The sequence below is a fragment of the Chitinophaga sp. H8 genome (assembly GCF_040567655.1).
In the GTDB taxonomy this organism is placed as follows: Bacteria; Bacteroidota; Bacteroidia; order Chitinophagales; family Chitinophagaceae; genus Chitinophaga; species Chitinophaga defluvii.
Window position 1 is genome coordinate 1,548,955 of the sequence record NZ_JBEXAC010000001.1, and the last position, 22,823, is coordinate 1,571,777.

Annotated in this window: 16 protein-coding genes; 10 read left to right on the forward strand and 6 right to left on the reverse strand. The window is 43.2% G+C overall.

Annotation, left to right across the window (positions count from 1 at the left end; genetic code table 11):
* The first annotated feature begins 8 nt into the window (after nt 1-8).
* Both ABR189_RS05925 and ABR189_RS05930 read left to right on the forward strand, forming a co-directional pair.
* Complete coding sequence (locus tag ABR189_RS05925; RefSeq protein ID WP_354659535.1) at nt 9-1,523, forward strand: RagB/SusD family nutrient uptake outer membrane protein; 1,515 nt, start codon at nt 9-11, stop codon at nt 1,521-1,523.
* 17 nt (nt 1,524-1,540) lie between these two features.
* Complete coding sequence (locus tag ABR189_RS05930; RefSeq protein WP_354659536.1) at nt 1,541-2,653, forward strand: redoxin domain-containing protein; 1,113 nt, start codon at nt 1,541-1,543, stop codon at nt 2,651-2,653.
* Nucleotides 2,654-2,834: 181 nt separating this feature from the next.
* Here ABR189_RS05930 and ABR189_RS05935 read toward each other — a convergent pair whose 3' ends face one another.
* On the reverse strand, nt 2,835-3,233 hold the full coding sequence (locus ABR189_RS05935) for a winged helix-turn-helix transcriptional regulator (protein ID WP_354659537.1): 399 nt from the start codon (nt 3,231-3,233) through the stop codon (nt 2,835-2,837).
* Nucleotides 3,234-3,313: 80 nt separating this feature from the next.
* On the opposite strand from ABR189_RS05935, the gene ABR189_RS05940 reads away from it, so the two are divergent.
* From ABR189_RS05940 to ABR189_RS05975, 8 genes are all read left to right on the forward strand, one after another.
* A complete protein-coding gene (locus ABR189_RS05940; protein ID WP_354659538.1) occupies nt 3,314-4,213 on the forward strand; it encodes an NAD(P)H-binding protein in 900 nt (299 codons plus the stop codon).
* A gap of 453 nt (nt 4,214-4,666) precedes the next feature.
* The gene (locus ABR189_RS05945) at nt 4,667-7,654 is read left to right on the forward strand and encodes a hypothetical protein (protein WP_354659539.1); all 2,988 of its coding nucleotides are present in this window, start codon (nt 4,667-4,669) and stop codon (nt 7,652-7,654) included.
* A gap of 24 nt (nt 7,655-7,678) precedes the next feature.
* On the forward strand, nt 7,679-12,154 hold the full coding sequence (locus ABR189_RS05950; protein ID WP_354659540.1) for a DUF6443 domain-containing protein: 4,476 nt from the start codon (nt 7,679-7,681) through the stop codon (nt 12,152-12,154).
* A gap of 19 nt (nt 12,155-12,173) precedes the next feature.
* The gene (locus ABR189_RS05955) at nt 12,174-12,599 is read left to right on the forward strand and encodes a hypothetical protein (protein ID WP_354659541.1); all 426 of its coding nucleotides are present in this window, start codon (nt 12,174-12,176) and stop codon (nt 12,597-12,599) included.
* A gap of 832 nt (nt 12,600-13,431) precedes the next feature.
* Nucleotides 13,432-15,198, forward strand: a complete 1,767-nt coding sequence (locus ABR189_RS05960; protein ID WP_354659542.1) for a tetratricopeptide repeat-containing sensor histidine kinase — start codon at nt 13,432-13,434, stop codon at nt 15,196-15,198.
* Nucleotides 15,188-15,829, forward strand: coding sequence for a response regulator (locus ABR189_RS05965; RefSeq protein ID WP_354659543.1), 642 nt, complete (start codon nt 15,188-15,190; stop codon nt 15,827-15,829). The genes ABR189_RS05960 and ABR189_RS05965 overlap by 11 nt, the downstream gene beginning before the upstream one ends.
* Nucleotides 15,830-15,955: 126 nt before the next feature.
* The gene (locus ABR189_RS05970) at nt 15,956-16,381 is read left to right on the forward strand and encodes a hypothetical protein (RefSeq protein WP_354659544.1); all 426 of its coding nucleotides are present in this window, start codon (nt 15,956-15,958) and stop codon (nt 16,379-16,381) included.
* A gap of 31 nt (nt 16,382-16,412) precedes the next feature.
* Nucleotides 16,413-17,024, forward strand: a complete 612-nt coding sequence (locus tag ABR189_RS05975) for an SIMPL domain-containing protein (protein WP_354659545.1) — start codon at nt 16,413-16,415, stop codon at nt 17,022-17,024.
* Between the two features lie 189 nt (nt 17,025-17,213).
* Here the strand turns inward: ABR189_RS05975 and ABR189_RS05980 are convergent, their stop codons facing one another.
* The 5 genes from ABR189_RS05980 to ABR189_RS06000 form a co-directional block, all read right to left on the reverse strand.
* Entirely contained in the window at nt 17,214-17,564 is a 351-nt protein-coding gene (locus ABR189_RS05980; RefSeq protein ID WP_354659546.1) for a serine hydrolase, read from the reverse strand.
* A gap of 264 nt (nt 17,565-17,828) precedes the next feature.
* Nucleotides 17,829-18,344, reverse strand: coding sequence for a hypothetical protein (locus ABR189_RS05985; RefSeq protein ID WP_354659547.1), 516 nt, complete (start codon nt 18,342-18,344; stop codon nt 17,829-17,831).
* Nucleotides 18,345-18,617: 273 nt separating this feature from the next.
* Nucleotides 18,618-20,117 carry a S41 family peptidase gene (locus ABR189_RS05990; RefSeq protein ID WP_354659548.1) on the reverse strand — a complete coding sequence of 500 codons (1,500 nt, stop codon included), beginning with the start codon at nt 20,115-20,117 and terminating at the stop codon, nt 18,618-18,620.
* Nucleotides 20,118-20,159: 42 nt separating this feature from the next.
* Nucleotides 20,160-21,476, reverse strand: a complete 1,317-nt coding sequence (locus tag ABR189_RS05995; protein ID WP_354659549.1) for a MutS-related protein — start codon at nt 21,474-21,476, stop codon at nt 20,160-20,162.
* The gene (locus tag ABR189_RS06000; RefSeq protein WP_354659550.1) at nt 21,466-22,818 is read right to left on the reverse strand and encodes a MutS-related protein; all 1,353 of its coding nucleotides are present in this window, start codon (nt 22,816-22,818) and stop codon (nt 21,466-21,468) included. Before ABR189_RS06000 ends, ABR189_RS05995 begins: the two co-directional genes overlap by 11 nt.
* Between the last annotated feature and the right edge of the window lie 5 nt (nt 22,819-22,823).

Here is a 22,823-nt window from a genome sequence, read left to right on the forward strand (position 1 = left end):
CAATTACTATGACCAATAAAAAATATATTATATCCTTTGCGGCGCTTTTCCTGATGAGCTCCTGTCAACGGTTCCTCGATGTGAAGCCTAAAGGAAAGCTGATCCCATCATCAGTAGCAGATTACGATCATCTGCTGGATAATACAAGTACGGTAGAACTCAATTTCCTGGATGGAAACAAAGGCTCAATGCTTGCCGGGCTTGGAGATAACATTGAAGTGACGGAAGGACAGGGTAAAGTAGGTTTCCTGCTTAGCAGTCATCCGAATGTGGAACGTTATTATGCCTATATCTTTCGCCAGCCTTATAAAAATCCTAACCTTGATGACGATTTCTGGAGTGCAGGTTCACAGGGTATGTATCCCCAGATATCCTATTTTAATAATGTCATTGCAGGAATCCGGGGCATCGGTCAAAAAACACCGGAGGAAGAGAGCTTAGGCAAAACTTCGGTGGCCCAGGCACTCGTGGCCAGGGCATGGTGCTATTTCAATGCCAATATGATCTTTGGGCCGGTATACAAGCCTGGTACAGATAATTCCACCAAAACCATCCCGTATGTGGTGGATATTGATATCAATAAACCAATTCCCGATTTATCTACCTCGGAAGAAGTGGCTACGCGGGTGCTCAAAGAACTGCATGAAGCATTACCTGATCTTCCGGTAAGATCCACCTGGCCTTCCCGTGCCAATAAAGCCTCTGGCTATGCTATGCTGGCTTACTACCATCTGTTTACCCAAAAGTACGATAGTGTGGTACATTATGCCAGCCTGGCATGGACTGCTGCGGGTAGCCCGGCGAATGTGCTGTATGATTACAATAAATTCAAATTGGCGGACCCTGCAAGGCCGCTCACTTCACTGTTGCTTACTTCACAGGATGCTAACCTGAGTTTAGTAAATAGCCGGGAGATATTGTTCTACCGGGCCACAGAAAGGGAAGCTGGTTTTTCACTTTCGTATCCTTCTGCAGAACTGATCGCCTTGTTCGATCAGGCAAATGATCTCCGCTTCAGTTTTTTCTACCTCAATAGTCCCGGATACAAAACAACGCAAGGGGGTGGTTATGATGATGGTATGCGCACCCTGAGTTATCGTTTCCGGAAAACGAAGATGACCGATGGTTTCTCCTGGCCGGAAGTATTGCTCATGCGTGCAGAGGGATATGCCAGAATGAACAGACTCGACCTTGCGATTGCAGATCTTAATACACTTCGCCAATACCGGCTTAAAACCGGTACGCCCGGACTTACTGCCGGCACACAGGATGAAGTGATACAATGGGTGCTGGAAGAAAGAAGACGGGAGTTACCAATCGGTGGTTTCAAAAGGTTCCTCGATCTGAAACGCTTTACGCTCGACAAAGGCAAGCCCTGGTCCAAATCTGAGATCGTACACAAAATTGCCGGACAAAGTTATAAAGGCACCATCGACTCGAAAGATTTTATTGTGCCTATCAGTAATGTGGTGCTTAAGCATAACCCCAACTGGGGTATTCCGCTCGAAACCCGTCCTTATTAATTGTTTAATGGATGAATATGCGAAAGTTATTTTCAGTCTTAATAATGATTGGGTGCGCCTCCGGCGCGGTAGCCCAACCGCAGCTTGTTATCAAAGGTACCGTGAAAGGAGACCTGAAAGGACATAATAAAGTATATGTATTGGGAGATGGTATAAAAAAGGATTCTGTTGAAATAAAAAATGGCCGTTTTACGATCAGTATGCCCTGGGTAAAAGATGCGCCCCCTTCCATCCGTGCTGAGTATGAAACCACATTGAAGCCAATTCCTCCGGCATTTGCTATAGTGGCAGATCGCCCTGGTACTATTTATTTCGATGTTACAGATTTAACCCAGGGGCTTCGGTCCGGAAAGATCCGTGGTAACCGTTCGGTGATTGCTTTTCAGGATTTTGAAAAAGGAAGGGAACAGGTAAGGGTAGAAGTAAGTGCTATCATAAATGAACGTTTTCCTGATAAAAACCAACGCGATTCGGCCAGAAATGTGGCTTTCCAGGAATTGATACAGCAGCGGCTGATTGCATATATCGGCAGCTTTGTGGAAGCTAATGCAGATGCTTACATAGGTACATTTATACTCGGCCGTTATCAATCTGTTTTGTCAGCACAGGAGCTGGAAAGGCTTTATAACAAACTGGGTCCTCTTCAAAAGCGTTCCCCTACCGGTGCTGAAGTTGAAGCCCGTTTGATCGGCTTTAAACGTGCTGTACCTGGTTTCGAAGTGGTAGATTTTACACTGAATACGCCGGAAGAACAGCCTGTTACCTTCAGTAGCCTTCGTGGTAAATATGTGCTGATTGATTTCTGGTCCAGCTGGTGCGGGCCCTGCAAAGCCTCATTCCCATATATGAAGGAGCTATATCAGAAGTATCGTAGTGATAAATTCGAGATCCTGGGTATTTCCATTGATGAGAATAAGACAGCCTGGCTGAAGGAACTGGAAAAACAACAGCTGCCCTGGCCACAGGTACTGGATACAAAAAATGTGTCTGTAAACAGCTTTGCAGTAACCGCAGTGCCTACAGGTTATCTGATCAGTCCGGAAGGAAAAATAATCATGAAGCAGGTGGGATTTGGTGAAGAGGGGGATGGAGAAATAGAGAAAAAGTTAAAAGAGTTATTTGGATTATAGAGCGAAGATTAAGATTTTGTACCAACTGTATCTCTGATAGACCTAAAAAGCGCACAATTGTGCGCTTTTTTAGGTTTATCAGAGAGCAGTCTTAAAAAAATCAATTGTATAATCAGGTAATCTCTGCCGAGAGTTGCGTACAGTCATTCCATGAGTAAATGAAAAGTAGCTGGCCGGCTACTTACGAATGTTTAGCAGGGGGGAAAGCGTCTAGGCTTTTACCGGGCCCTGCTCCAAGCTGCGCAAATGTCCATACTGCCATTTCATACAGAATGGGCCTGAGCGTATACCCGGCATCCGTTAGCTCATAGGTAACATACGGTGGTACTACTGGTAGCGCTTTGCGTAATAATAGCTGGTCTGACTCCAGTTGTTTCAGTTGCTGAATCAGCACTTTCTCCGTAATACCAGGAACGGCCTTTCTTATTTCACTGTACCGCTTGCTGCCAGTAAGCAGCTGATAGAGTATAATTGGCTTCCAATATCCACCTATCTTTTCCATTACAAAAGTAATAGGGCATTCATTAAGGGCTGCTTGTTTGTTTTCCTGTATGGTGGAACTTTCTTTTATAGTGGTCATGTATACATACTTTAGGGTAAGTACTTGCACAAAGGTAAGTACAATAATACATTTGCAATAGAAAAACAAAATAGCTGTCTATGAAAATTATTATCACCGGATCATTAGGGAATATCAGCCAGCCACTTGCAAAAACACTGCTGTTAGTCGGTCACCAGATTACTATTATCAGCAGTAATGCTGCAAAGGCGGAGGCGATTAAAACACTCGGGGCTATTCCGGCCATTGGTTCGCTGGAAGATGTCGGCTTTCTGACAAATACCTTTGCCGGGGCAGATGCAGTATATACGATGGTACCTCCAAATCTTACCACTAACGATTTCAGGGAATACGCTGTTGGCATAGCAAACAGCTATGCCACTGCATTACAGCAGTCGGGGGTAAAAAGGATCGTTAATCTGAGCAGTATTGGTGCGCACCTGGAAAACGGGACAGGTCCTATTACGGGCATTCATGATGTGGAAGTCATTCTCAATAGTATACCCGGGATCGCAGTTAAACATATAAGGGCACCGTTCTTTTACTACAACTTCTTCAATAATATCGATATGATTAAACACATGGATATTATAGGCAACAATTACCCGGCAGATACCAGGATCGTACTGATACACCCGGAAGAAATTGCAGCCACAATAGCAACAGAATTACAGCAATCATTCACCGGAAAGGGCGTACGGTATATTTACAGTGATGATCGTACCGCTGCTGAAGTAGCACAGGTATTAGGAGCTGCTATTGGCAAGCCCGGATTGCCATGGGCACCATTTGAAGATGAGCAGATATGGCAGGTACTGGTTCAAAATGGCATGTCGGCAGAAATGGGACATAGATTTGTGGAACTGGGAGTTGCACTCAGAACGAACATTCTTTGGGAAGACTTTGATCGTAATAAGCCAGTAGTAAAAAGCGGAGTAGCACTGGAAGACTTTGCTGCTGAATTTGCTGATAGGTATCAGGGTAAGACAGTTGCCGTGTAGTATTTACTATGCTAATTTTCTCAAATTCGTATGAAGTGGGTAGAGTTTTATAAAGTGCACCATATGGGCAAGTCTATAATTGATAGTTTTGTGCGATTTTCTTTTTTACGAAAATTTTATCCATGCTATATATTAGATGATCCGGTATTTTCAGAAAATATAATGACAGTTTCTGTATTGAAAATCATATTCATCCCTGATGATAACTCTGGGTTTTAGTAGTAGAAGGTTTTATAAATGAGTGAAAATTTTTCACAAGGTGCTTGGTAAAGTATTTTAACTTCCGTAAGTTTAAGCCATCCTTAGCTTGTTTATGCTATACTAAGGATACTGGATAATCGTCCTGGCACTGAAAATTTACGTTTTATGTTTTGAAGCGGATGCTGGAACACTGTTTCAATACTTATTGAATGTTAACCACGAAAAGTTGGTGGTGTAAATTATTGCTATACTATGAATCGAAGAATTATTTGTGCCCTATTGTTTACAGGCCTGGTCAAGGTATGTGTAGCCCAAATGAATGTGCCGACAGAGTTCTACAAGAATCCTCAGCTTATTCCTCAGTCTCCCGATGTTGGAACACTGTTTAAAGTATCTGATGTGCCTATGGACTATACTTCGGGCTCAGCTAGTATAAAAGTTCCTTTATGTAATATTTCCAGCGGGAAAATCCAAATCCCAATTATAGCTAGTTACGCTACAGGCGGAATAAAAGTGCAGGATGTAGCAAGCTCAATAGGATTGGGCTGGGGGCTGGATATTGGAGGCGCCATTACTATACAAGATGACGCAAGTATACAGCCTCAGTATCGATTTGCAAATTCCCTTATCAAAACAGAGGGTCAGGCATATCCTGTAATGTCCAACGATGCTGCTATTTCAAGATTTGCTAACGGTTATGCCCAGAAGGAAAATCCAGTGTATACATTTAGGTGTGGAAAACTTTCCGGTTATTTTTTTTATGATATTTATGGGGTCCTCCAGGTATGTACGGATAATGAAGGTGTAAAAATTATAAATACGAATGGCAACCTCAGTATACCTAATAGCTTCAAGATAATTTCAGATGATGGGCTGGAGTACTTATTTAATATTGCTGAATCTTACTCAGTGCAAGGAAATTCAGTTCCAGGTACGTTGTTTTTATCACAGATTACAGATATGAATAGTAATCGGATGGTATTTTTCAAGTATAAACCCAAGCCGGAATACGCTATCCATACAGATAGTTATTCTCAGTATTATACCGTCCAAAAAATTCAACGGCAAGGCACACCTTGCCCGTGGCCAGAAAATGATGCTTTTGTTTCGACATCAGCTACGCAGTTAAATACTTTGCAGATTGACAGCATTATTTATGATGGAGGATATGTCAAGTTTGATGCCAGCAATGACAGGCTTGATATGGATAAAGTCAGGATAACAGGAATCAGACAATATGCCAGCAATGGAACAAAAGTAAATGATATCAAATTCAATTGTTCATATTTCTATAATGACACTTATTCAAACGGCACTGTCAATAATTATAGACTTAAGCTTGACTCAATAGTTTTTTGGGACCAAACAACAGCAAGAAATAGATTTGGCTTTGAGTATAATACAACCCAATTACTTCCTCCTTATAAAGTTAACAACTTGCCCAACAATTACGCTGAAAATTCAACGGCAGTGGACTATTGGGGTTTTTATAATGGAAAGATTCATAATCAAGGAACTATCCCACGGGAAATAGCGATTGCAAGGGGTTTTGACCCTAATCCGATATATAATAACAATTGGGGCGACAGAAACGTTGATAGCAATTATACTAGCGCCAATATATTGAAAAAAATCATTTATCCAACAGGTGGATATGCGATTTTTCAATATGAAAATAATCAGGTGGATAGTAGTATGTTTGGCAAACTGGTGGGAGGCATTCGAGTGAAGAGTGTTGCTTATTTTGATATGCAGAATGGGACTAAACCGGCATTGGTTCGGAGCTTTAAATACCTAAAAGGTACTTTAATGAATATGTCGGACTATTTCCCATTTACATATGACAAAGTAAAAGTTTCCCCTCCTTGCGGAAATGACGGGTTTATGGACGGGACGGCGTACTATACCAGAACAATTTCCTCAGAACCTTTGGGCTCATTTGCATATAGCAATAACGTCCCCATATTTTACTCTGAGGTGGAGGAATATCAAACCAACGGTGGAAATGAGAATGGGAAGACCTTCTATGAATTTAATTTTGAGAACCCCTTATTTGCTTATTGCAGAATTAAAGAGTATGGAAACCGCTATCTTGTCAATAGAAGTAACTGGCAGTCAGGGCAGCTGGTCATGAAAATTGACTACAAAAGTTTAAATGGTACTTATATTCCTGTTCAAAAGACGATAAATGAGTATGAAAAGTATAGAGAAGCTACACCAAAAATGGGACTACATGTTTCAAAGAGCGACGAAAGCGGCAGGCTGTATGATTTAGTAGGTTCCGGAGCTAGTTTCCATTACGGGTGGTGGTTGGCAGCTTATGGCCAATACTACTATGTCTATTTTGATGCTTACAGATATATAGGTGCTATGAAATTGACTAAAACTATTACCACAAATTATGTTGGAACGACAGATTCTTTAGTCAATCAAACTACTTACTACTACGATAACCCATCTTATTTAGTTCCAACAAGGATAGAGCAGGTGAAAAGCCGTGCAGATAAGGACGTTACTGTGACATTATATCCGTCAGATTATGCAGATACCACTGGCTTTATCGGATCCATGAAAAGGGCTAACTATCTTTCATATCCTATTGAAACAGTGCGTTATCGGGAAAATAATTCTGGAAAGACTATTTTGTCGGGACAGATTGCTATTTATGATAGCTCTGCACAGGCGTTGAGACGGCAGGTGTGGTCTCTTGAAAATGACTGGCCAATCGAAGCTAATAATTTTAAATTTTCCAACCGTGGAGCAGGACAATTTTATCCAGCCGGAGTGGCATCTGTTTTCAACAGGGACCCAAAATATAAGATAACGGCCTTTTATGATTCATATGACTCATGGGGTAATTTAACTTCCTATCATCAAGCTGACAATATACCCACGACATTTATCTGGGGATATAAGGGTTTGCATCCAGTAGCAAAAATTGAAGGCGTTGATCATAATACGGCTATACAATTTGTAAACCCTTCAATCCTGGATAATATTGTTGGTACGGATACGCAAATGAGAACAGAATTGAATAAGCTGCGAATTAACCTTCCCCAATTTCTGGTTAATACCTATACTTATTTTCCAACGATCGGGCTCACCAGTGAAACGGATCCTGCCGGGAAAAGTATCTTTTATGAGTATGATAATGCGGTAAAACTGCGGCTCATTAAAGATATGAATGGAAAGATATTAAAGCTGTTCAATTCTCAATACCAACAACCTATTTCTCATTAAGAAATACGACCTAACCCTGTAAGGATGCGAAAAAAAAATTCCACGGTTATTAAGATAACCTTTTCTATAACATTGATATTAACACTTAATTGTGTCGTTGCACAGATTCCCGGTACCACAGTTCGCCCCACGGCAACTCCAATAAATGCACCCGGAACATATGAAACTACAACTATTAACTATATCAGAACATGGGCTCCGGCAGTACCGACTGCAGATACAGCTTATGTGATATCGCCGGCCAGAGTAGTTGCAGAAGTCCAGCAATCCACTCAATACCTTGATGGGCTTGGACGTTTGGTACAAACAGTATCCAAGGGATTAAGTGCTGGTGGAAATGATTTGGTAGTACCCGTTGCATATGATTTTTTTGGTCGGCAGGAAGCTAAATATTTACCTTATACCACTACTGGTGTGAGTGATGGCAGCTTTAAAACAGCCCCATTTAATGCTCAGGCAGCATTTTACCAGTCCCAATTACCAGGCGAACGCATATACTATAACCGGATTGACTATGAAGCATCTCCGCTTAATCGTATCATTAAAAATTATGCCCCTGGTAATAGTTGGGCAAAGAATGATCCCAATGGTATAGAAAAAGGTGGAAACCGACCGATCGAAACCCAATATTTAGTCAATAAAACATCTGATTCAGTCAGGATTTGGAGTCTCAATATTGGGGATGTAAAGCCTGTCAACAGCAATGGAAGCGTCTATGATGCGGGTCAATTATATAAACAGACCACAATAGATGAAGTAGGAAATCAAGTAATAGAATATTCTGATAAAAACGGCCGGATGGTGCTAAAAAAAGTGCAATTTTCTGTATCTCCTGGGTCTGGCCATATGGGATGGCTGTGTTCTTATTATGTTTATGATGAACTGGGGCTTCTGCGATTCGTTATTACTCCTAGGGCAGTTGAGGCAATTATGGTAAATAATTGGTCAATCAATGATATGATAGCCGGGGAACTTTGTTTTATTTACCGGTTTGACGGTCGACGAAGGATGATAGTAAAAAAAGTACCGGGAGCAGATTCCACCGAAATGGTATATGATGTACGGGACAGACTGGCGTTTATCAGGGATGGAAATATGAAGGGAAAAAATTGGCAGGCTACTTTTTATGATAGCCTTAACCGACCGGTGATGACGGCGTTATACAAAAATGCTACCGCTACGCGTGAATCATTGCAGACTACGATGAGTGGTATTGCAGGTAGCAGCAGCAAGAATATTACCTACAATTTTCCGGCACCGGCTGATATGCTGTTAGATACTTACGATGGTAAGCCGCTGTATCAGGCCACTAATAGCATCTCTTTAGTGAGTGGGTTTGAAACTGGGATCGGGGCTGAGACATCCCTGGAGATCAATCCGGCGGCTACCAGTGGTAGCAGTATCATTGCAGCTACGGTTACGCCGACGAACATTTCTGTCGATTCGCTGACGCCACTGACTTATACTTATTACGATGGGTATACTTTCAGTGGTGCGCAGTCATATGCGAATGGTGATATTACAAAACCCCAGGCTGATGGTAGTCCCAGTGCAGAAAGTTTACCAGCTACAAGCAGCACCATGGTGAAAGGGTTGGTAACCGGCACCAAAGTAAGGGTGCTGGGTACCAATCAATGGCTAACGACCACCAACCACTATAATGATAAAGGCCGGCTAATCCAGGTGCAGGCAAATAATGTAAACGGTGGTTTGGATGTTACTACCAACCTGTATGATTTTAATGGGAAAGTGCTCAGCACCTACCTGCGACATAAAAACCTTCGCAGCAGCCTTTCTCCGCAAACCACTGTGTTAACAATGTTGCACTATGATGCAGCCGGAAGGCTTACCAGCGTTAAAAAGCGACTCAATGATGCTAGCCCACTTCTGGATAAAACCATTGTTGCCAATACCTACAATGAGTTGGGGCAGATGAAAACAAAGCGTTTAGGCGTTACACCAACTGGTCAGCTGGAAACGCTAACCTATGATTACAATATCCAGGGCTGGCTCACCGGAATGAACAAGGCTTTTGCAAGTACGCCGGGTAGTATCTCGAACTGGTTTGGACAAACACTGGCCTATGATTCAGGATTTACTGTCCTCCAGTATAATGGCAACATTGCCGGCAGTACCTGGAAGAGTAGGAGTGATGGTATATCCAGGGCATATGGTTATGGCTATGATAAGGTTAACCGCTTGCTTGCTGCCAATTTCAAACAGCAAAACAACAATAGCCCTAACTGGACCTCGGACCAAAAAGATTTTTCAGTAAGTAATTTAAATTATGATGCTAATGGTAATATCCAAACGATGAACCAGATGGGTATGGTAGGCGTGGGCGCTCCCAGACCAATTGACAAACTTGTCTATACTTATGGAAAAAGTGGAAATGCTTATACTAACAAACTGAGTGCAGTAGTTGATACCTGCAATACCGCCGGTGCCAAACTGGGAGACTTTATCAATGGTACCAACTCGGGGGATGACTACGACTATGATGCTAATGGGAACCTCAAATATGACCTGAATAAGAACATCACCACCATTACCTACAATCATATGAACCTACCCGACAACATTGTGATTACCGGAAAAGGTAGCATAAAATACCTGTATGATGCCCGGGGAACTAAACTGAGAAAGGTCATTACCGACAATACAGCTACCCCAGCGAAAACAACCACTACAGACTACATAGGTGGGATGGTATATCAGAATGATACCTTACAATTTGTGGGGCATGAAGAAGGGCGGATACGGCCAGTATTTAAAACCGGCCGGGACCCTCAGTATCCATTTGACTATTTTGTGAAGGACCACCTGGGAAATATACGCATGGTGCTTACAGATAAACCTGACTCTACCTTTTATGCTGCTACGATGGAGAAGCCTGCTGCTGCTATGGAAACTGCAATGTTTAGCAATATTGATAACACCCGTGCAGATAAACCGGTAGGTTATCCGGCAGATGAAAGTGCTGGTAAGAATGCTTCGGTGGCCAAACTCACGGCCACGGGTAGTGGCAAGAAGATTGGCCCTTCCATTGTACTGCGTGTAATGGCTGGTGATACTATTCAACTCAGTGCAAAAGCATTTTATAAATCAGAGGGACCCGCCGCCCAAAAATCTCCACTCGCCATCACTGAGAGTATGGTGGCAGACCTGGTACAGGCCTTTGGTGGAAGTAGTCGTGAGAGTAGAAGTACGCATGGTGTGTCATCAGAAGATCAGCTAACGCCATTTAACAGTAACTTTTACAATAATGATTACCAGCGGCTGAAGGAGAAAGAACCTGATCAACCCGATGCCAACCGGCCCAAAGCTTATCTTAATTTTGTACTTTTCGACGATGATTTTAAATTAGTGGAAGAGAATAGTGGGGTGAAACAGGTGAAAGAGGAGCCCGATCAGCTACAGACGCTGGGGCAGGATAAAATGGTGATTCAGAAATCAGGTTTTCTGTATGCTTACACCAGTAATGAAAGTATACAGCCGGTGTACTTTGATAACATTCTTCTGGGGGTTAATACCGGACCACTGTTGGAGGAAACGCATTATTATCCATTTGGATTGACTATGGCGGGGATTAGTTCGAACGCATTGAAGGGGACTAACTATCCTGAGAATCGAAAGAAATATAACGGAAATGAACTACAGTCGAAAGAGTTCAGTGATGGGAGTGGATTAGAGTGGTATGATTTTAATGCAAGGACTTATGATCAACAAATAGGACGGTTTATGCAAATAGACCCGCTTATTGAAAGTGGAGAGCAGGAAACAATTAGTCCTTATCACTTTGCTAAAAATAATCCGGTAAAGTATAATGACCCGGACGGCAAATGTCCAAACTGCCTCGTTGGTGGCATTGTTGGTTTTTTTGTTGATGCTGTATTACAAGTGTCGGTATCTGTATCAAGAACAATTGCAAAAGGGGATCCTGTAACCCCTGCTTCAATTTGGAATGACTTCAGCGGTGCCCAATCGGCCGCAGCAACGGCTGTGGGGGCTTTAACAAGTGGACTATCAGCAGTAGAACAAGTAGGAGTGTCTCTTGCGGTTAAAACAGTTGCGGCTCAGGGAGCTATCAGTATTTGGAGGCAACAGGCCCAGAACGGATCTGTGAACCCAACTGAATTAGTCATTGATGCGTTGCCGATACCTGAGGGGCCGGCAAAAAAAATAGTAAATACCCGCCCAGCAGAAAAAGCGGTAAGGCAGGCAGAAAATGCGCTGAATGCTACAACCAGTAGAATACCTCAACGGAAGATTAATGCTGTTAATCAGGCCAAAGCTACCTTAGAAAGGCAGGGCGAAATAAATACAGCTTATGATTTAACCGGAGAAGCAGCGAAAGGAGCTGCAGGCAGGACTGCTATTAATGAAACAAGGATAGCAGCAGAGAATACTACTACCGAGGGAAGTGGTTCGATTCCATTGAATTCAGTACCCGCTCCTCCTGCTGATAATACAAGAATCGTGATTAAGCCACCTTATTAAAATCCATTAGAGCAATAGCATGTCCAGACATTTAATTTTAACACTGATTCTTCTTGGGATATCCATTCTTCTCTTTGCATTGAGCTACGGGAAATATCAGCTCCGTATCGAGACGGTGAAGGAGGAGAATCTGATTGATGTCACCATAACAGATGTTGACTGTTATGTGACGAAGAGCTTTAGCTCTCTGTCATTTAAGCATAATGGAACTGGTCACAGAGTAAATATGGCCCATAACCGTTGTGGACAATATAAAAAAGGAGAACAGATAAAAGTGTACTATAATCCCCAAAGTGACTGGTGGCTATTACCTGATGATGGAAGAGAGGAGGAAGAGCTCATGGGAGTGTATGGTTCTATATTAATGTTCATTGTTGTGTTAATATACATGTTTCGGATGATCTACTTAAAGAAATATTCTACAAAACAAAAAAATCGCAGGTAGAGGAATAAGAAAAGAATGCCCGTTCATGCATATTTAGGGGGTGTAAAATAAACTGTGTTAACTTGTAATTTATAACCGTAATTTCAGACGATCACCAAATATAATCGATAACCGGGGCATAGTCAGGCTCCGATTTTGGGGTTGTATCTCCTTCCTTTGGTTGTTTTTTATACTTTTTTGTGAAGGATGTTTTCAAAAGTTTTTAGGTTTTTTTTGCTGTCTATCTAACCAAAATATAAGGCTATATCAGCGGCATCATTCTTGGGAAGAGAAGGCTTTCCGGATAATTGAGTATAGAAAACTATTACGCTGATAGGGACTATTTGTTTTTCAGTTGATTCAATCGCCTCAAATCTTCTAGTAAAGAGTTAATTGTATTGATCAGCAGCTGAGGATCGGGCAAAGAGGCACAAAGACCATTCAGTTCACACAAATGCCCCGATGCCTTAATTATATCCTGAGATGCTGTAAAATAAACCGGAGGTGAATCGGGCAAATTATTATGGGGTGCATTTCTATATAGGCCATTATATTAACTTTTTGACAATTTCAGTAACAATCCCAACAGCTATATCCGCAACTTTTCTTAAATCTGCCTACAATCTTAATCCGCCCATGCATTGGCAAAGATGCTATGTTTAAGTACCTTCCATGTTTGAACAAAGATATTTTCTTGATCATGGATGTTGCCATATTAACCCGAACCAGGCGAAATAAGATGTTAGTGCTTCTTTTTGTTGGACTGCTAGCGGTTTCCTGTCGCTGCCTGGCTCAAAATGGAACCACTTTTACAGGTTATGGAACGGTACCCGTCAAAACCCCCGATTCCCTTTTGCAGAGCATATATCTTGCCACCGATATCAAAGCGAAAATACAGGCCTTACAGCCTCTTTTGGCTTTCCATGCAACCCATGGCACCACGGATTCCGTGATCATGTATGCACAACAGCTTATTGGCAGTCTGAACCAAAGTGATTTTCCAGCTGTTGATAAAGATTCCTCCCTCGTCTCCCTTTATCTTACACTGGCCAATGCTTACAGTAATGGAGGGCTGTACGACGAAGCTTTGCGTTATTACATTCAGGGCATCAGTATTGCGGAATCTCTCGACAACAAAATCGCCATTAATGACAACAAAATGGGGATAGCCAACGTATATGCTGCCCGCAACGAAAATGACAAAGCTATAGCTGTATATAATGACCTGTTGAATACGGACCAGGACGAACGACTGAGACATTTGGTGTATGAGCGGCTGGGTATTATTTTTCTCGAACAGAAAGACCTGCCTCAGGCGAAACAATACACTGAAAAAGCACTGGCTTATTTCCAACAACAGCACCAGGAGAAAAAAGAACTGCAGACGAAACTCACACTCGGTATCATCGCGGAATTAAACCAGCAGGTTGAGGAGGCATATACTATTTACAATGAAGTGAAAAACAATGCGGAGCAGCATCAGTTTTTTGACCTGTATATCAATGCAGGACAGCGGATGGGCGACCTGCTGATTGGCCGGAAGGATTATGATAATGCAAAAGTTTTGCTGTCCCTCGTATACACTAACGCGCTGCAATGGAACGACCTGGAAGCACAGCTGAAAGTGCTGAACAGTCTTCGTAACCTGCACGCGGTAACAGGCGATTATAAAAATGCTTATGCACTCATGACACAATACATGGGTATTTCCAGAGACGTGCTGAACAGACAGAATAAAAAAGAGATCAACGAACTCGAAATAAAATACCAAACGGCCCAGAAGGAAAAGGAAATACTGAATAAAGAGAACCAATTAAATCATCAAGAAACGGTGAAATACAGTCTGCTGATCGGGTTCCTTATCATCCTGCTGCCAATCATAGGTTTGCTGTATATGTATTATCAGAAATTGCAGGCTCAAAGCAAACTAAATGCTACTATGGAAGAAATGAACCGGCAAAAAATCGCAACGCTGCTGAAAGATAAAGAACTGGAGCTGCTTAAAGCCTCTGTTAGCGGCCAGGAAAAAGAGCGGCAACGGATTGCGGGTGAACTTCACGACAGCATCGGTGGCAACCTCGCCGCTATCAAACTCCAACTCTCTAACCAGGTCGGCGTGAACAGGTTGGAAACGATTATCCGGCAGGTAGACGATACTTACCACCAAGTACGTGATCTTTCCCATGATCTTGTTCCGCAAAAATTCAGCAACATAGGCTTTACAGAGCTCATTTCAGGCTATATAAGGCAATTTAACACGCCTGGTAATGCCATCATCACTTTCCATGCCTTTCCTGGTGAAGAAATTGACCGAATTGGTACTTCACTGAAAGTGGAGATCTATAAAATTATCCAGGAATTGATCACCAACGCCCAGAAACACGGCCAGGCTTCAAAAGTTGAAATACAACTGACCCGGCTGGATGACATGCTAAAGTTGCAGTTTGAAGATGATGGCAAGGGGTTTTCTATGGAAACAGTGAAATTTGGCATCGGATTTCAGAATATTCATGAGCGGTTGAAATTATTCGATGGCATATGTATCATCAACTCTTTCCCTTCGAAAGGCACGGTAATTGACATAGAAATACCCTTAAATCAGAAATATTATGAAGCATAATATTATTCTTGCAGACGATCATAAATTGTTCCTGGAAGGTGTTGTCAGGCTGATAGCACAAGACAAGGATCTCCACGTACTCTATTATGCTCATAATGGTAAACTGGTCATGAACTATCTCGATCAGCACCCGGGTGAGCAGGTTGATCTTGTTATCACCGACATCAGTATGCCGGATATGGACGGCATCACGCTGAATAATTATATCAAGGAAAAAAGACCAGAGATCAGCACCCTGGTGGTAAGTATGCATACCGACAGTAATATGATTGATGCGCTTATTCAAAATAATGTAGACGGTTTTTTATCGAAAAACGCGGATTCAGACGAATTACTGGAAGCCGTAAAAATGATCCTCAAAGGGGGGAAATACTTTTCAGAGGCCGTGAAACAGGAATATCTCAAAAGCGTTTTTAACAAAGAAAAAGAAACCCTTGAAATGCTTACTTCCCGCGAAAAGGATGTATTGAAACTGATTGCGGAAGAATACACCACCCAGGAAATCGCCGACAAGCTCTTTCTTAGCAAACATACTATTGAAAGTTACCGTAAAACCCTCATCCTAAAGTTAAAAGTGCGCAACCTGGCGGGTCTCACCAGGTACGCAGTCAAATTAGGTCTCCTCAGCTAACCCCCTGAAAACAGGGTATTGAATTTCACTGAATACGATGTTGTTGCTCCCATCGTACCAGGTTACTTTTGTTGCATAATAAAACAATTGATATCTAAGAATTCTGTAACTAAAAAATGTAACATTATGATCTACGGAATAACATTAATCCTGCTGAGCATCATTGCGGTTCCCTCCCTGATTTTATCTAAAAAACCTAATGCAAAAGAGTTGCTGGAAAAGGTGGAGCCCTACCAGGGATGGATCGGAATGATTTTCTGTTGCTGGGGCATATGGGGGATTGTAACCGCCGTTTTAAACATTAGCTGGCTTACCTCGGCGTCTATCTGGTGGACCACATTAACCGTAGGCAGTTTTGTAGAAGCATGCCTTGGTTTCTTACTCGGATTCCCGCTTATCAACAAGTTCTTCCTCTCTGGCAATGAAAAGGCAAGGGAAAAGGCCGTGCGTATCCGGGCACAATTAGCCCCCAAACAGGGTAAACTAGGTATACTGGGCATCATAGTTGGCGCATGGATGATCGTTGCGTCCTTCCTCTTTACGATTGCCTAATATTATTCTTTTACAACTCAACTTTTAACCGATGAAAAAAATAATACTGGCCGTCATCATATTGGTGTCGGCATTGGGAAGCCATGCCCAGGAACAACAAACCCGCTCTATTCAGGTGAGTGGCATCGCCAAAATAAACCGCGAGGTGGAAGCTTACCTGATAGATTTTGCTATAGCGACGGAGTATGGAGAATCAGAAAGCAAAAAGTCCTTCGATGACCTGAAAAAGAACTTTTTCGCAAAGGCAAAGGAAGCTGGTCTGGATGAAAGCCAGTTTAAAGAAGATAAAATGGGTTATCAGGCATTACAACTATACAGGGAAGGCAGTTTATTCACTTTTAAAGCCCATTCCCGGGATGAATTGCTGAAGGCCGCCAGCCTGGCGAACGGTAACATCATTAGCATTACTAGTACACGGGTAAAGTTCAAACCTATTGTGAAAGATGAAAAACAATTTGAGGCCGCATTTCTAAATAGCAGGGATAAAGCTGCCATCATTGCAAAAGCAATCAATAAAAAGTTGGGCGCCGTGTTAATGGTTACGGATTTTACCCCCCAGGAATCCAAGGTGGAAGAGAGCTTTTACTTTAAACAAGTCGAGGATCAATACATCTCTCTGTTGATTAATTTCGCGATTGAATAGCCGGCCTCTCATCCATTTTTGACCTGGAAGGTTATTGGTTGTTGACCTGTTTTTTACCATAAGTCTCACTGGAAAACTACGAAGCTCTCGCTGGTCGAGGGCTTTGTTCTCTTTAATAAAGCGTGTCCGGACACAGTACTGAATTGATCATGCTTTCCCTGAGTGCTACAGGAAGTCGTACTAAATTTATTACTTACCCTGTATTAGATTTGAAATGAGTTCATTTTTTAAATCAGTTACTCTTTCCTGGCCACTGCTGTCATTTACCAATATGATAATGGCGGCGTGGTGATCAGGATAGAGGTAGCATAGCGAGCTGAAGCCTGCTCCATCCCTGCCTGTATGCATAATAAAAGGTAAGCCGTTGTCTTCTTTAGCCATCATCCAGCTCAATCCCAAACTCATGCCGTCAGGTTTGGTAAACGTGATTTTATGACTTAGGTGAATGGCAGCATTTTTTTTCGTTAAGGTTAGCCGCAGCATATCTAAGCATATCTGCCGGTGTCGAAAACATGGAAGGTGCTGCCCTGAAACCATCATCAGGGATAAAAGTCAATACTTTGCCATGCTCATCATGGCCGGCAATAAGCTGCTTTTCTTCTTTTGCATCCAGCTGGGGTTTGGTGTTTACTATTCCTATCTGCTTTTTCAGGAACGAAGTTACCAGCTGATTGTAAGGTCTTTGATAAACTCGTTATAAAATGGCAATAAGTACCATCATGGCATTCCCATTATAACGGTATTTCAAGTGGCGTTTTTAATGGGTTGTTGCTCTTAACTACTGATTTAGATGCTTTATTCATGCTAAACGCCTGATGCTACCACATACCGGAAGTTATAAAAAGGCATAAGGGTGTTTTCGAGTCCATCGGGCACCTGTTTGCCGGTGGTATTGGATGTCCAGTAGTAATGAATAGTAAGCGTTCCCTGGCGGTATTCGTAGGCGAAATTATGCACCACATCCGATGGCGATGCAGCCTGAAACGAAAGTGGCAGCGGCATCCAGTTGTGTACGCCTTTCGGGATCATATATACCATTACCAGTCCGTTATCAATGACTTCTTTTGTGATCTCCGGAGCTTCTATGGTGATGTATTTGCTGAAATGTAGCTTCACCTGGTTGTTACCATAATCCAGAGCGTAATGGCCGGGGTATTTCCAGGTGGATGCCATGGTCATGAATTTCTTTGCTGTGACATTGGCATTTCCGTTATTACCATCTTTTCCGTCTTTTCCTGCCGGACCAACAGGGCCTTCTTTCCTACAGGCACATAAGGTAATCAGAAGGGCTGAGGTAAGCAATACAAACGTATTTTTCATAACTATTGAGGGGTTTTATGGAGTGATTTTCTGGACGCAAGCTAGGGATGCCAAACGGTTGTGAAGGATGGGAATTAACGGATGAAGGGTTTTAGTTTATGAAAGATGTATATGACTGATTAATTGACATATAAAAAGAGACCGGTCTTTTGTAATGCCCCCCAAAGTTGGACACTTTTGGGGGCATTTTTATGGGTAGACAAGTTAAATGTAGTTCCAGGAAAAAACTATCGATAGTCTTGTCCATCAATCTTTCATAACGCTTCTGCGATTTTATCGCTTATCTGTGCTATTGCTGCTTGCGCTGATCAGGTCTAAAGTATAGGTGATCTCAGGATCTTTTCCCGCCTGCACATATGCTTCAAACTTTGGAAGCGGAATTTCCCGGTCGGGCAGAAGACCACGGCCATTGTCAGTATTGGCATTAAAGAAGAAGAGCTCTGCCATAGGTACCGTGAGTATACTTTTGGTCCTGGGTAGGAGATATTTCAGGAACCACGCGGCAGTAGTCACCGCTTCGCCGCTGCCGCTTTCCTTGCCTATCACTTCCCCGCGTTTGTTCTTTTGCACCAGGGAGGCAAAATATGTGGCCGCCGATACGGTACCGCCACCGGTGAGCACATATACTTTACCATCAAATGCATCTTTATCAGGTGGGAAGTTTTCCAGGAGCCCTTCCTTCAAACGGGCATTTCCGATGTAGAAGCCGGAGCTGTCTTTGTCGAAACGCTGATAGAGAAAATTCTTGTTGTTGCGGATGTCATCATCAGATAATCTGCGGCCATCATCAGTAATGGCATATTCTGCATAGGCAAAATCAATGGTACGTGTCCGGTAGTTATAAATATTGGGGAAGGGCCCTTTGGCAAGGAAAGAATACAGCAGCGCAGAAATAGCCGGGTTGCCGCCGCCATTACTGCGAATGTCGATGATCACCCGTTTGTATTGCCGCTTTTTTACTTCCCGGAAAAATTCACTGAATTCCTTATAGGCGGCAGACTCCAGTAAATTAAAAGTATTGACCGTGAGTATACCGGTTTGTTGTTCATCCAGGAAATCACAGTATATTAAATAAGCACGTTGCAGGAGGTTGATCGGAAAAACAGCCTGCCTGGTAGCGTGGAAGGAGGGGGCTGGTGCTGATGCCGGGAGGTCCGTTTGTTGCATCGCTTTACTACCCGGTGCAATATAGGAGATCTGATAAGTTTTGCGGGAAGGATCAACCAGACTGAAATTTATCTGAAAATTGGGATATGACCTGTCTGTTCCCGTGGTGATAAACCCATCACTATAGGCATGGTTTTCCACTGAACGCAACACTTGTGATGCGGGCATACCATTAATAGCGGTAATCTCCGCGCCAAATGGGATATTGCCGCCTTTCTGGTTAACGAATATCTTGCCTCTTTCGATGAGTACCGCGAACGGAAAAAAATGAAGCTGCCGGTAGGCTTCCTTGAAATTGTCGCCCGAAATACTCAGGCTCGTATGCACATCCTTTACCAGGTATACCGGCGAATAACGGATAGCAGCAAGTACATCCGGCGCTTTGGCGGCTTCATTCATCAGGGAATCTACCTTGTGCGCTAAGGTGATGGAATCTATGAACTTATAGGGATTGGGATGTTGTTTTTTTAGTATGTCTATCGCTAGTTTGTAGTCTGCAATGAAATCAGCTTGTGTGAGTTCGTTCAGATTTTTTTCCTGCGCGGATGCGTTGACACAATAGAAGGTAAGTATGGCGCTTATGCCAATAATAAGTAATGTCTTCATGCCTGTATGTTTGAATGATAGTTTTGGTAGAATGTATTGGTGTTAAGTGTCCAGCAATTCCAGTATACCTTCGTTCCGGATGATCATCATCCCTTGCCGGTCTTCCGTGATGCCTTCCTGTAATTGATAAGTATAACGGGGCCGGTTGCCGTCCATGACAGTAGGCAAAAAAGCAAACTGGATGTTGGGCCGGCCTTTTAATGCTTCGCCTACTTCAATGATGTGCGTGGAAACAATGAACAGGCAATCTGCATATTCAGAAAAGGCTTCGGTTACTGCGAGTGTGCCGTCATAAGCATCTTTAACATTGGTGCCTTTGAACAGCTCGTCAAACATCAGCAACAACCGTTTCCCGCTGGCAGCTATTGTTGCTGCCTGTTTTACCCTGACTACCTCCGCATAAAAATGACTATAGCCCAGACTGATATTATCTGCTACATTAATGGAGGAATAGAGCCCTTCTCTTACGGAAAATACCAGCTGTGTGGCTGCCACAGGAAACCCCATATGTGAGAGGTACATCGCTATACCTATTGATTTCATAAGGGTGGATTTACCAGCCATGTTAGCACCGGTGAGAAATACCACATTGTTTTGCTCATGCAGGGCTATTGTATTGCCAATAGCTCCGTTGATGCAGGGATGGCAAAGTCCTGTAGCGGAGAAGGTGTTCTTTTCGGGTGCCAGTGCCTGGGCGTAGGAGAAGCCCTTTACCCGGGCTATATCGCTTACAGCGATGTATACATCTGCTTCATGAATGAATCCCAACACCGCTTCCATTTCCTGTTGCAGTTTACTTTTCAGCAGGTGATCGTAATAAGCAAGCGTATTTACGGGCAGCGCTTTGTAAATGTCTGTGTTGATGAGCCGTTCCAATTGTTTGTCAGACAGTATTTCACGGATGGCCTTTATCCGGAGGGCGTAAGGGCTATTGGCGAGGGCCAGCATCTCCAGAAAAACATAACAGCGCTTTAATGTAACAATGGTGGCCTGTAATCCCTGTACTATCTTGCGATAGCGCTCATCGCGGGTGAGGGCGGACAGCCATTTTTTGATCAGGATATCTGCCAGGATCACCGGGGCACTTCTTTGTGCGCCGGTGTCCAGGTACTCACGCATCAGGTGTAGCTGTTGTACATCAAAGGGAAATATGAGCTGCTGCTCCTGAAAGTACCGGAAAATGCTGCTGCGTTCATTGATCGCAATGGCATTGTCCAGCGGTTGACGGAACATGGCATCCATCAGTTGTTCACCGCCTCTTGTTTTTACCTGGTTGAACAGATGATAAACAGACCCTTGCCGGAACTTACCGAGCAGGTTCAGCTCATCTGTTGTTTGCCTGTCTGTACTAAAGCTCATGATGACTGTGCATAGTTTTTGGTGAAGGTGGTATTGCGGTACCGGCGTTTCGTTTGCGCCCGGCCTTTAATATGTCTAATATGCCTTCATTACGGATAATGATCATACCGTGGCGGTCGTCTGTTATTCCCTGTTCCAGCTTATACGTGTACTCCGGCGTATGGCCGTTCATACGGGTAGGCAGGAACCGGAAGCTGATAGTGGGCTGTTGTTGCAGCGCCGCTCCGGCTTCCACGATGTGAGAGGAGATGATAAACAGGCTGTTTTTTTTCCTGGCAAAAGCACTGGTAATAGCAATGGTAGCTTCGTGGGCATCTTTTACATTGGTGCCGCGGAACAATTCATCGAATATTACCAGCAAAGATTTTCCACTGCTGAGTGCTGTCGCCATTTTTTTCACTCTTAACACTTCTGCATAAAAATGACTGGCGCCAATACCCAGGTTATCGGGTAGGTTGATTGTGGTGTAAATTCCATCCAGAACAGAAAATTCCATTTGAGTTGCCGCTACCGGAAACCCCATATGTGCAATGTATACGGCGGTGCTCAACGCCCGGAGGAACGTGGATTTTCCGGCCATATTAGCCCCGGTGAGGAACACCAGGTTCTGACCGGCATGCATAGTAATATTATTGCCTACCGGGTTTTTGAGGCCGGGATGATATACCCCTTCCAAAACCAGCTTACTTTGCCCTTTTTCCAGGGCTTGGGGGAAGATGAAATGCCGTTCTGCTGCCACTTTTGCTACAGACAGGTATACGTCCAGGTAGTAGATATGCCCCAGCATTTTTTCTATCTTATTCCGCTCACGTATCCTGAAAAGCTGATCATAGGCGGTAACAGCCGCATAGGATAGTTTGCCCCTGGTCTTATCATTTAATGCCGGTTCCAGTGCTGGTCCCTCCAGCAGAGTGGCAATTGCGTTCCGCTCCCGGGCGTAACTGTCTATATCACTAATATGGCTGGAGGTAATGAATGTCTGCATGCGTTGGAGCAGCGTTATTACAGCCGTAACACCACTGTAGATATCTTTTTCACTAAGCCCGGGTTGCTGTGCACTGCCTTTGAGGTGGGCATCCGCATTAGCCAGGTATTTTTCCGCCATATCAAACAGTGTTGCATCAAAGGGGAATGCAGTTTTAAGGGTTGCAAAATGTGCGATGAGATTACTGCGCCGGTTAATTTCGTCCCGGTCGGATAGCGGATTGCGGAACAGCTCTTCCAGTACCTTTTCTCCCCCGCGGGTATGGGTATTGTTGTAAATATCATAGATACCACTGACATCACGCTTACTGAATATCCGCAGGTCATCTATCGTTTGCTCGTCTGTATGTAGTATCATAGCGT

Excerpts from the sequence above, each read along its gene's own strand:
- ABR189_RS05930 (WP_354659536.1), top strand. The coding sequence starts at position 1,541 with ATGCGAAAGTTATTTTCAGTCTTAATAATGATTGGGTGCGCCTCCGGC.
- ABR189_RS05980 (WP_354659546.1), bottom strand. The coding sequence starts at position 17,564 with ATGATGGTTTCAGGGCAGCACCTTCCATGTTTTCGACACCGGCAGATA.
- ABR189_RS05935 (WP_354659537.1), bottom strand. The coding sequence starts at position 3,233 with ATGACCACTATAAAAGAAAGTTCCACCATACAGGAAAACAAACAAGCA.
- ABR189_RS05955 (WP_354659541.1), top strand. The coding sequence starts at position 12,174 with ATGTCCAGACATTTAATTTTAACACTGATTCTTCTTGGGATATCCATT.
- ABR189_RS05965 (WP_354659543.1), top strand. The coding sequence starts at position 15,188 with ATGAAGCATAATATTATTCTTGCAGACGATCATAAATTGTTCCTGGAA.
- ABR189_RS06000 (WP_354659550.1), bottom strand. The coding sequence starts at position 22,818 with ATGATACTACATACAGACGAGCAAACGATAGATGACCTGCGGATATTC.
- ABR189_RS05945 (WP_354659539.1), top strand. The coding sequence starts at position 4,667 with ATGAATCGAAGAATTATTTGTGCCCTATTGTTTACAGGCCTGGTCAAG.
- ABR189_RS05990 (WP_354659548.1), bottom strand. The coding sequence starts at position 20,117 with ATGAAGACATTACTTATTATTGGCATAAGCGCCATACTTACCTTCTAT.
- ABR189_RS05975 (WP_354659545.1), top strand. The coding sequence starts at position 16,413 with ATGAAAAAAATAATACTGGCCGTCATCATATTGGTGTCGGCATTGGGA.
- ABR189_RS05995 (WP_354659549.1), bottom strand. The coding sequence starts at position 21,476 with ATGAGCTTTAGTACAGACAGGCAAACAACAGATGAGCTGAACCTGCTC.
- ABR189_RS05985 (WP_354659547.1), bottom strand. The coding sequence starts at position 18,344 with ATGAAAAATACGTTTGTATTGCTTACCTCAGCCCTTCTGATTACCTTA.
- ABR189_RS05950 (WP_354659540.1), top strand. The coding sequence starts at position 7,679 with ATGCGAAAAAAAAATTCCACGGTTATTAAGATAACCTTTTCTATAACA.
- ABR189_RS05970 (WP_354659544.1), top strand. The coding sequence starts at position 15,956 with ATGATCTACGGAATAACATTAATCCTGCTGAGCATCATTGCGGTTCCC.
- ABR189_RS05940 (WP_354659538.1), top strand. The coding sequence starts at position 3,314 with ATGAAAATTATTATCACCGGATCATTAGGGAATATCAGCCAGCCACTT.
- ABR189_RS05925 (WP_354659535.1), top strand. The coding sequence starts at position 9 with ATGACCAATAAAAAATATATTATATCCTTTGCGGCGCTTTTCCTGATG.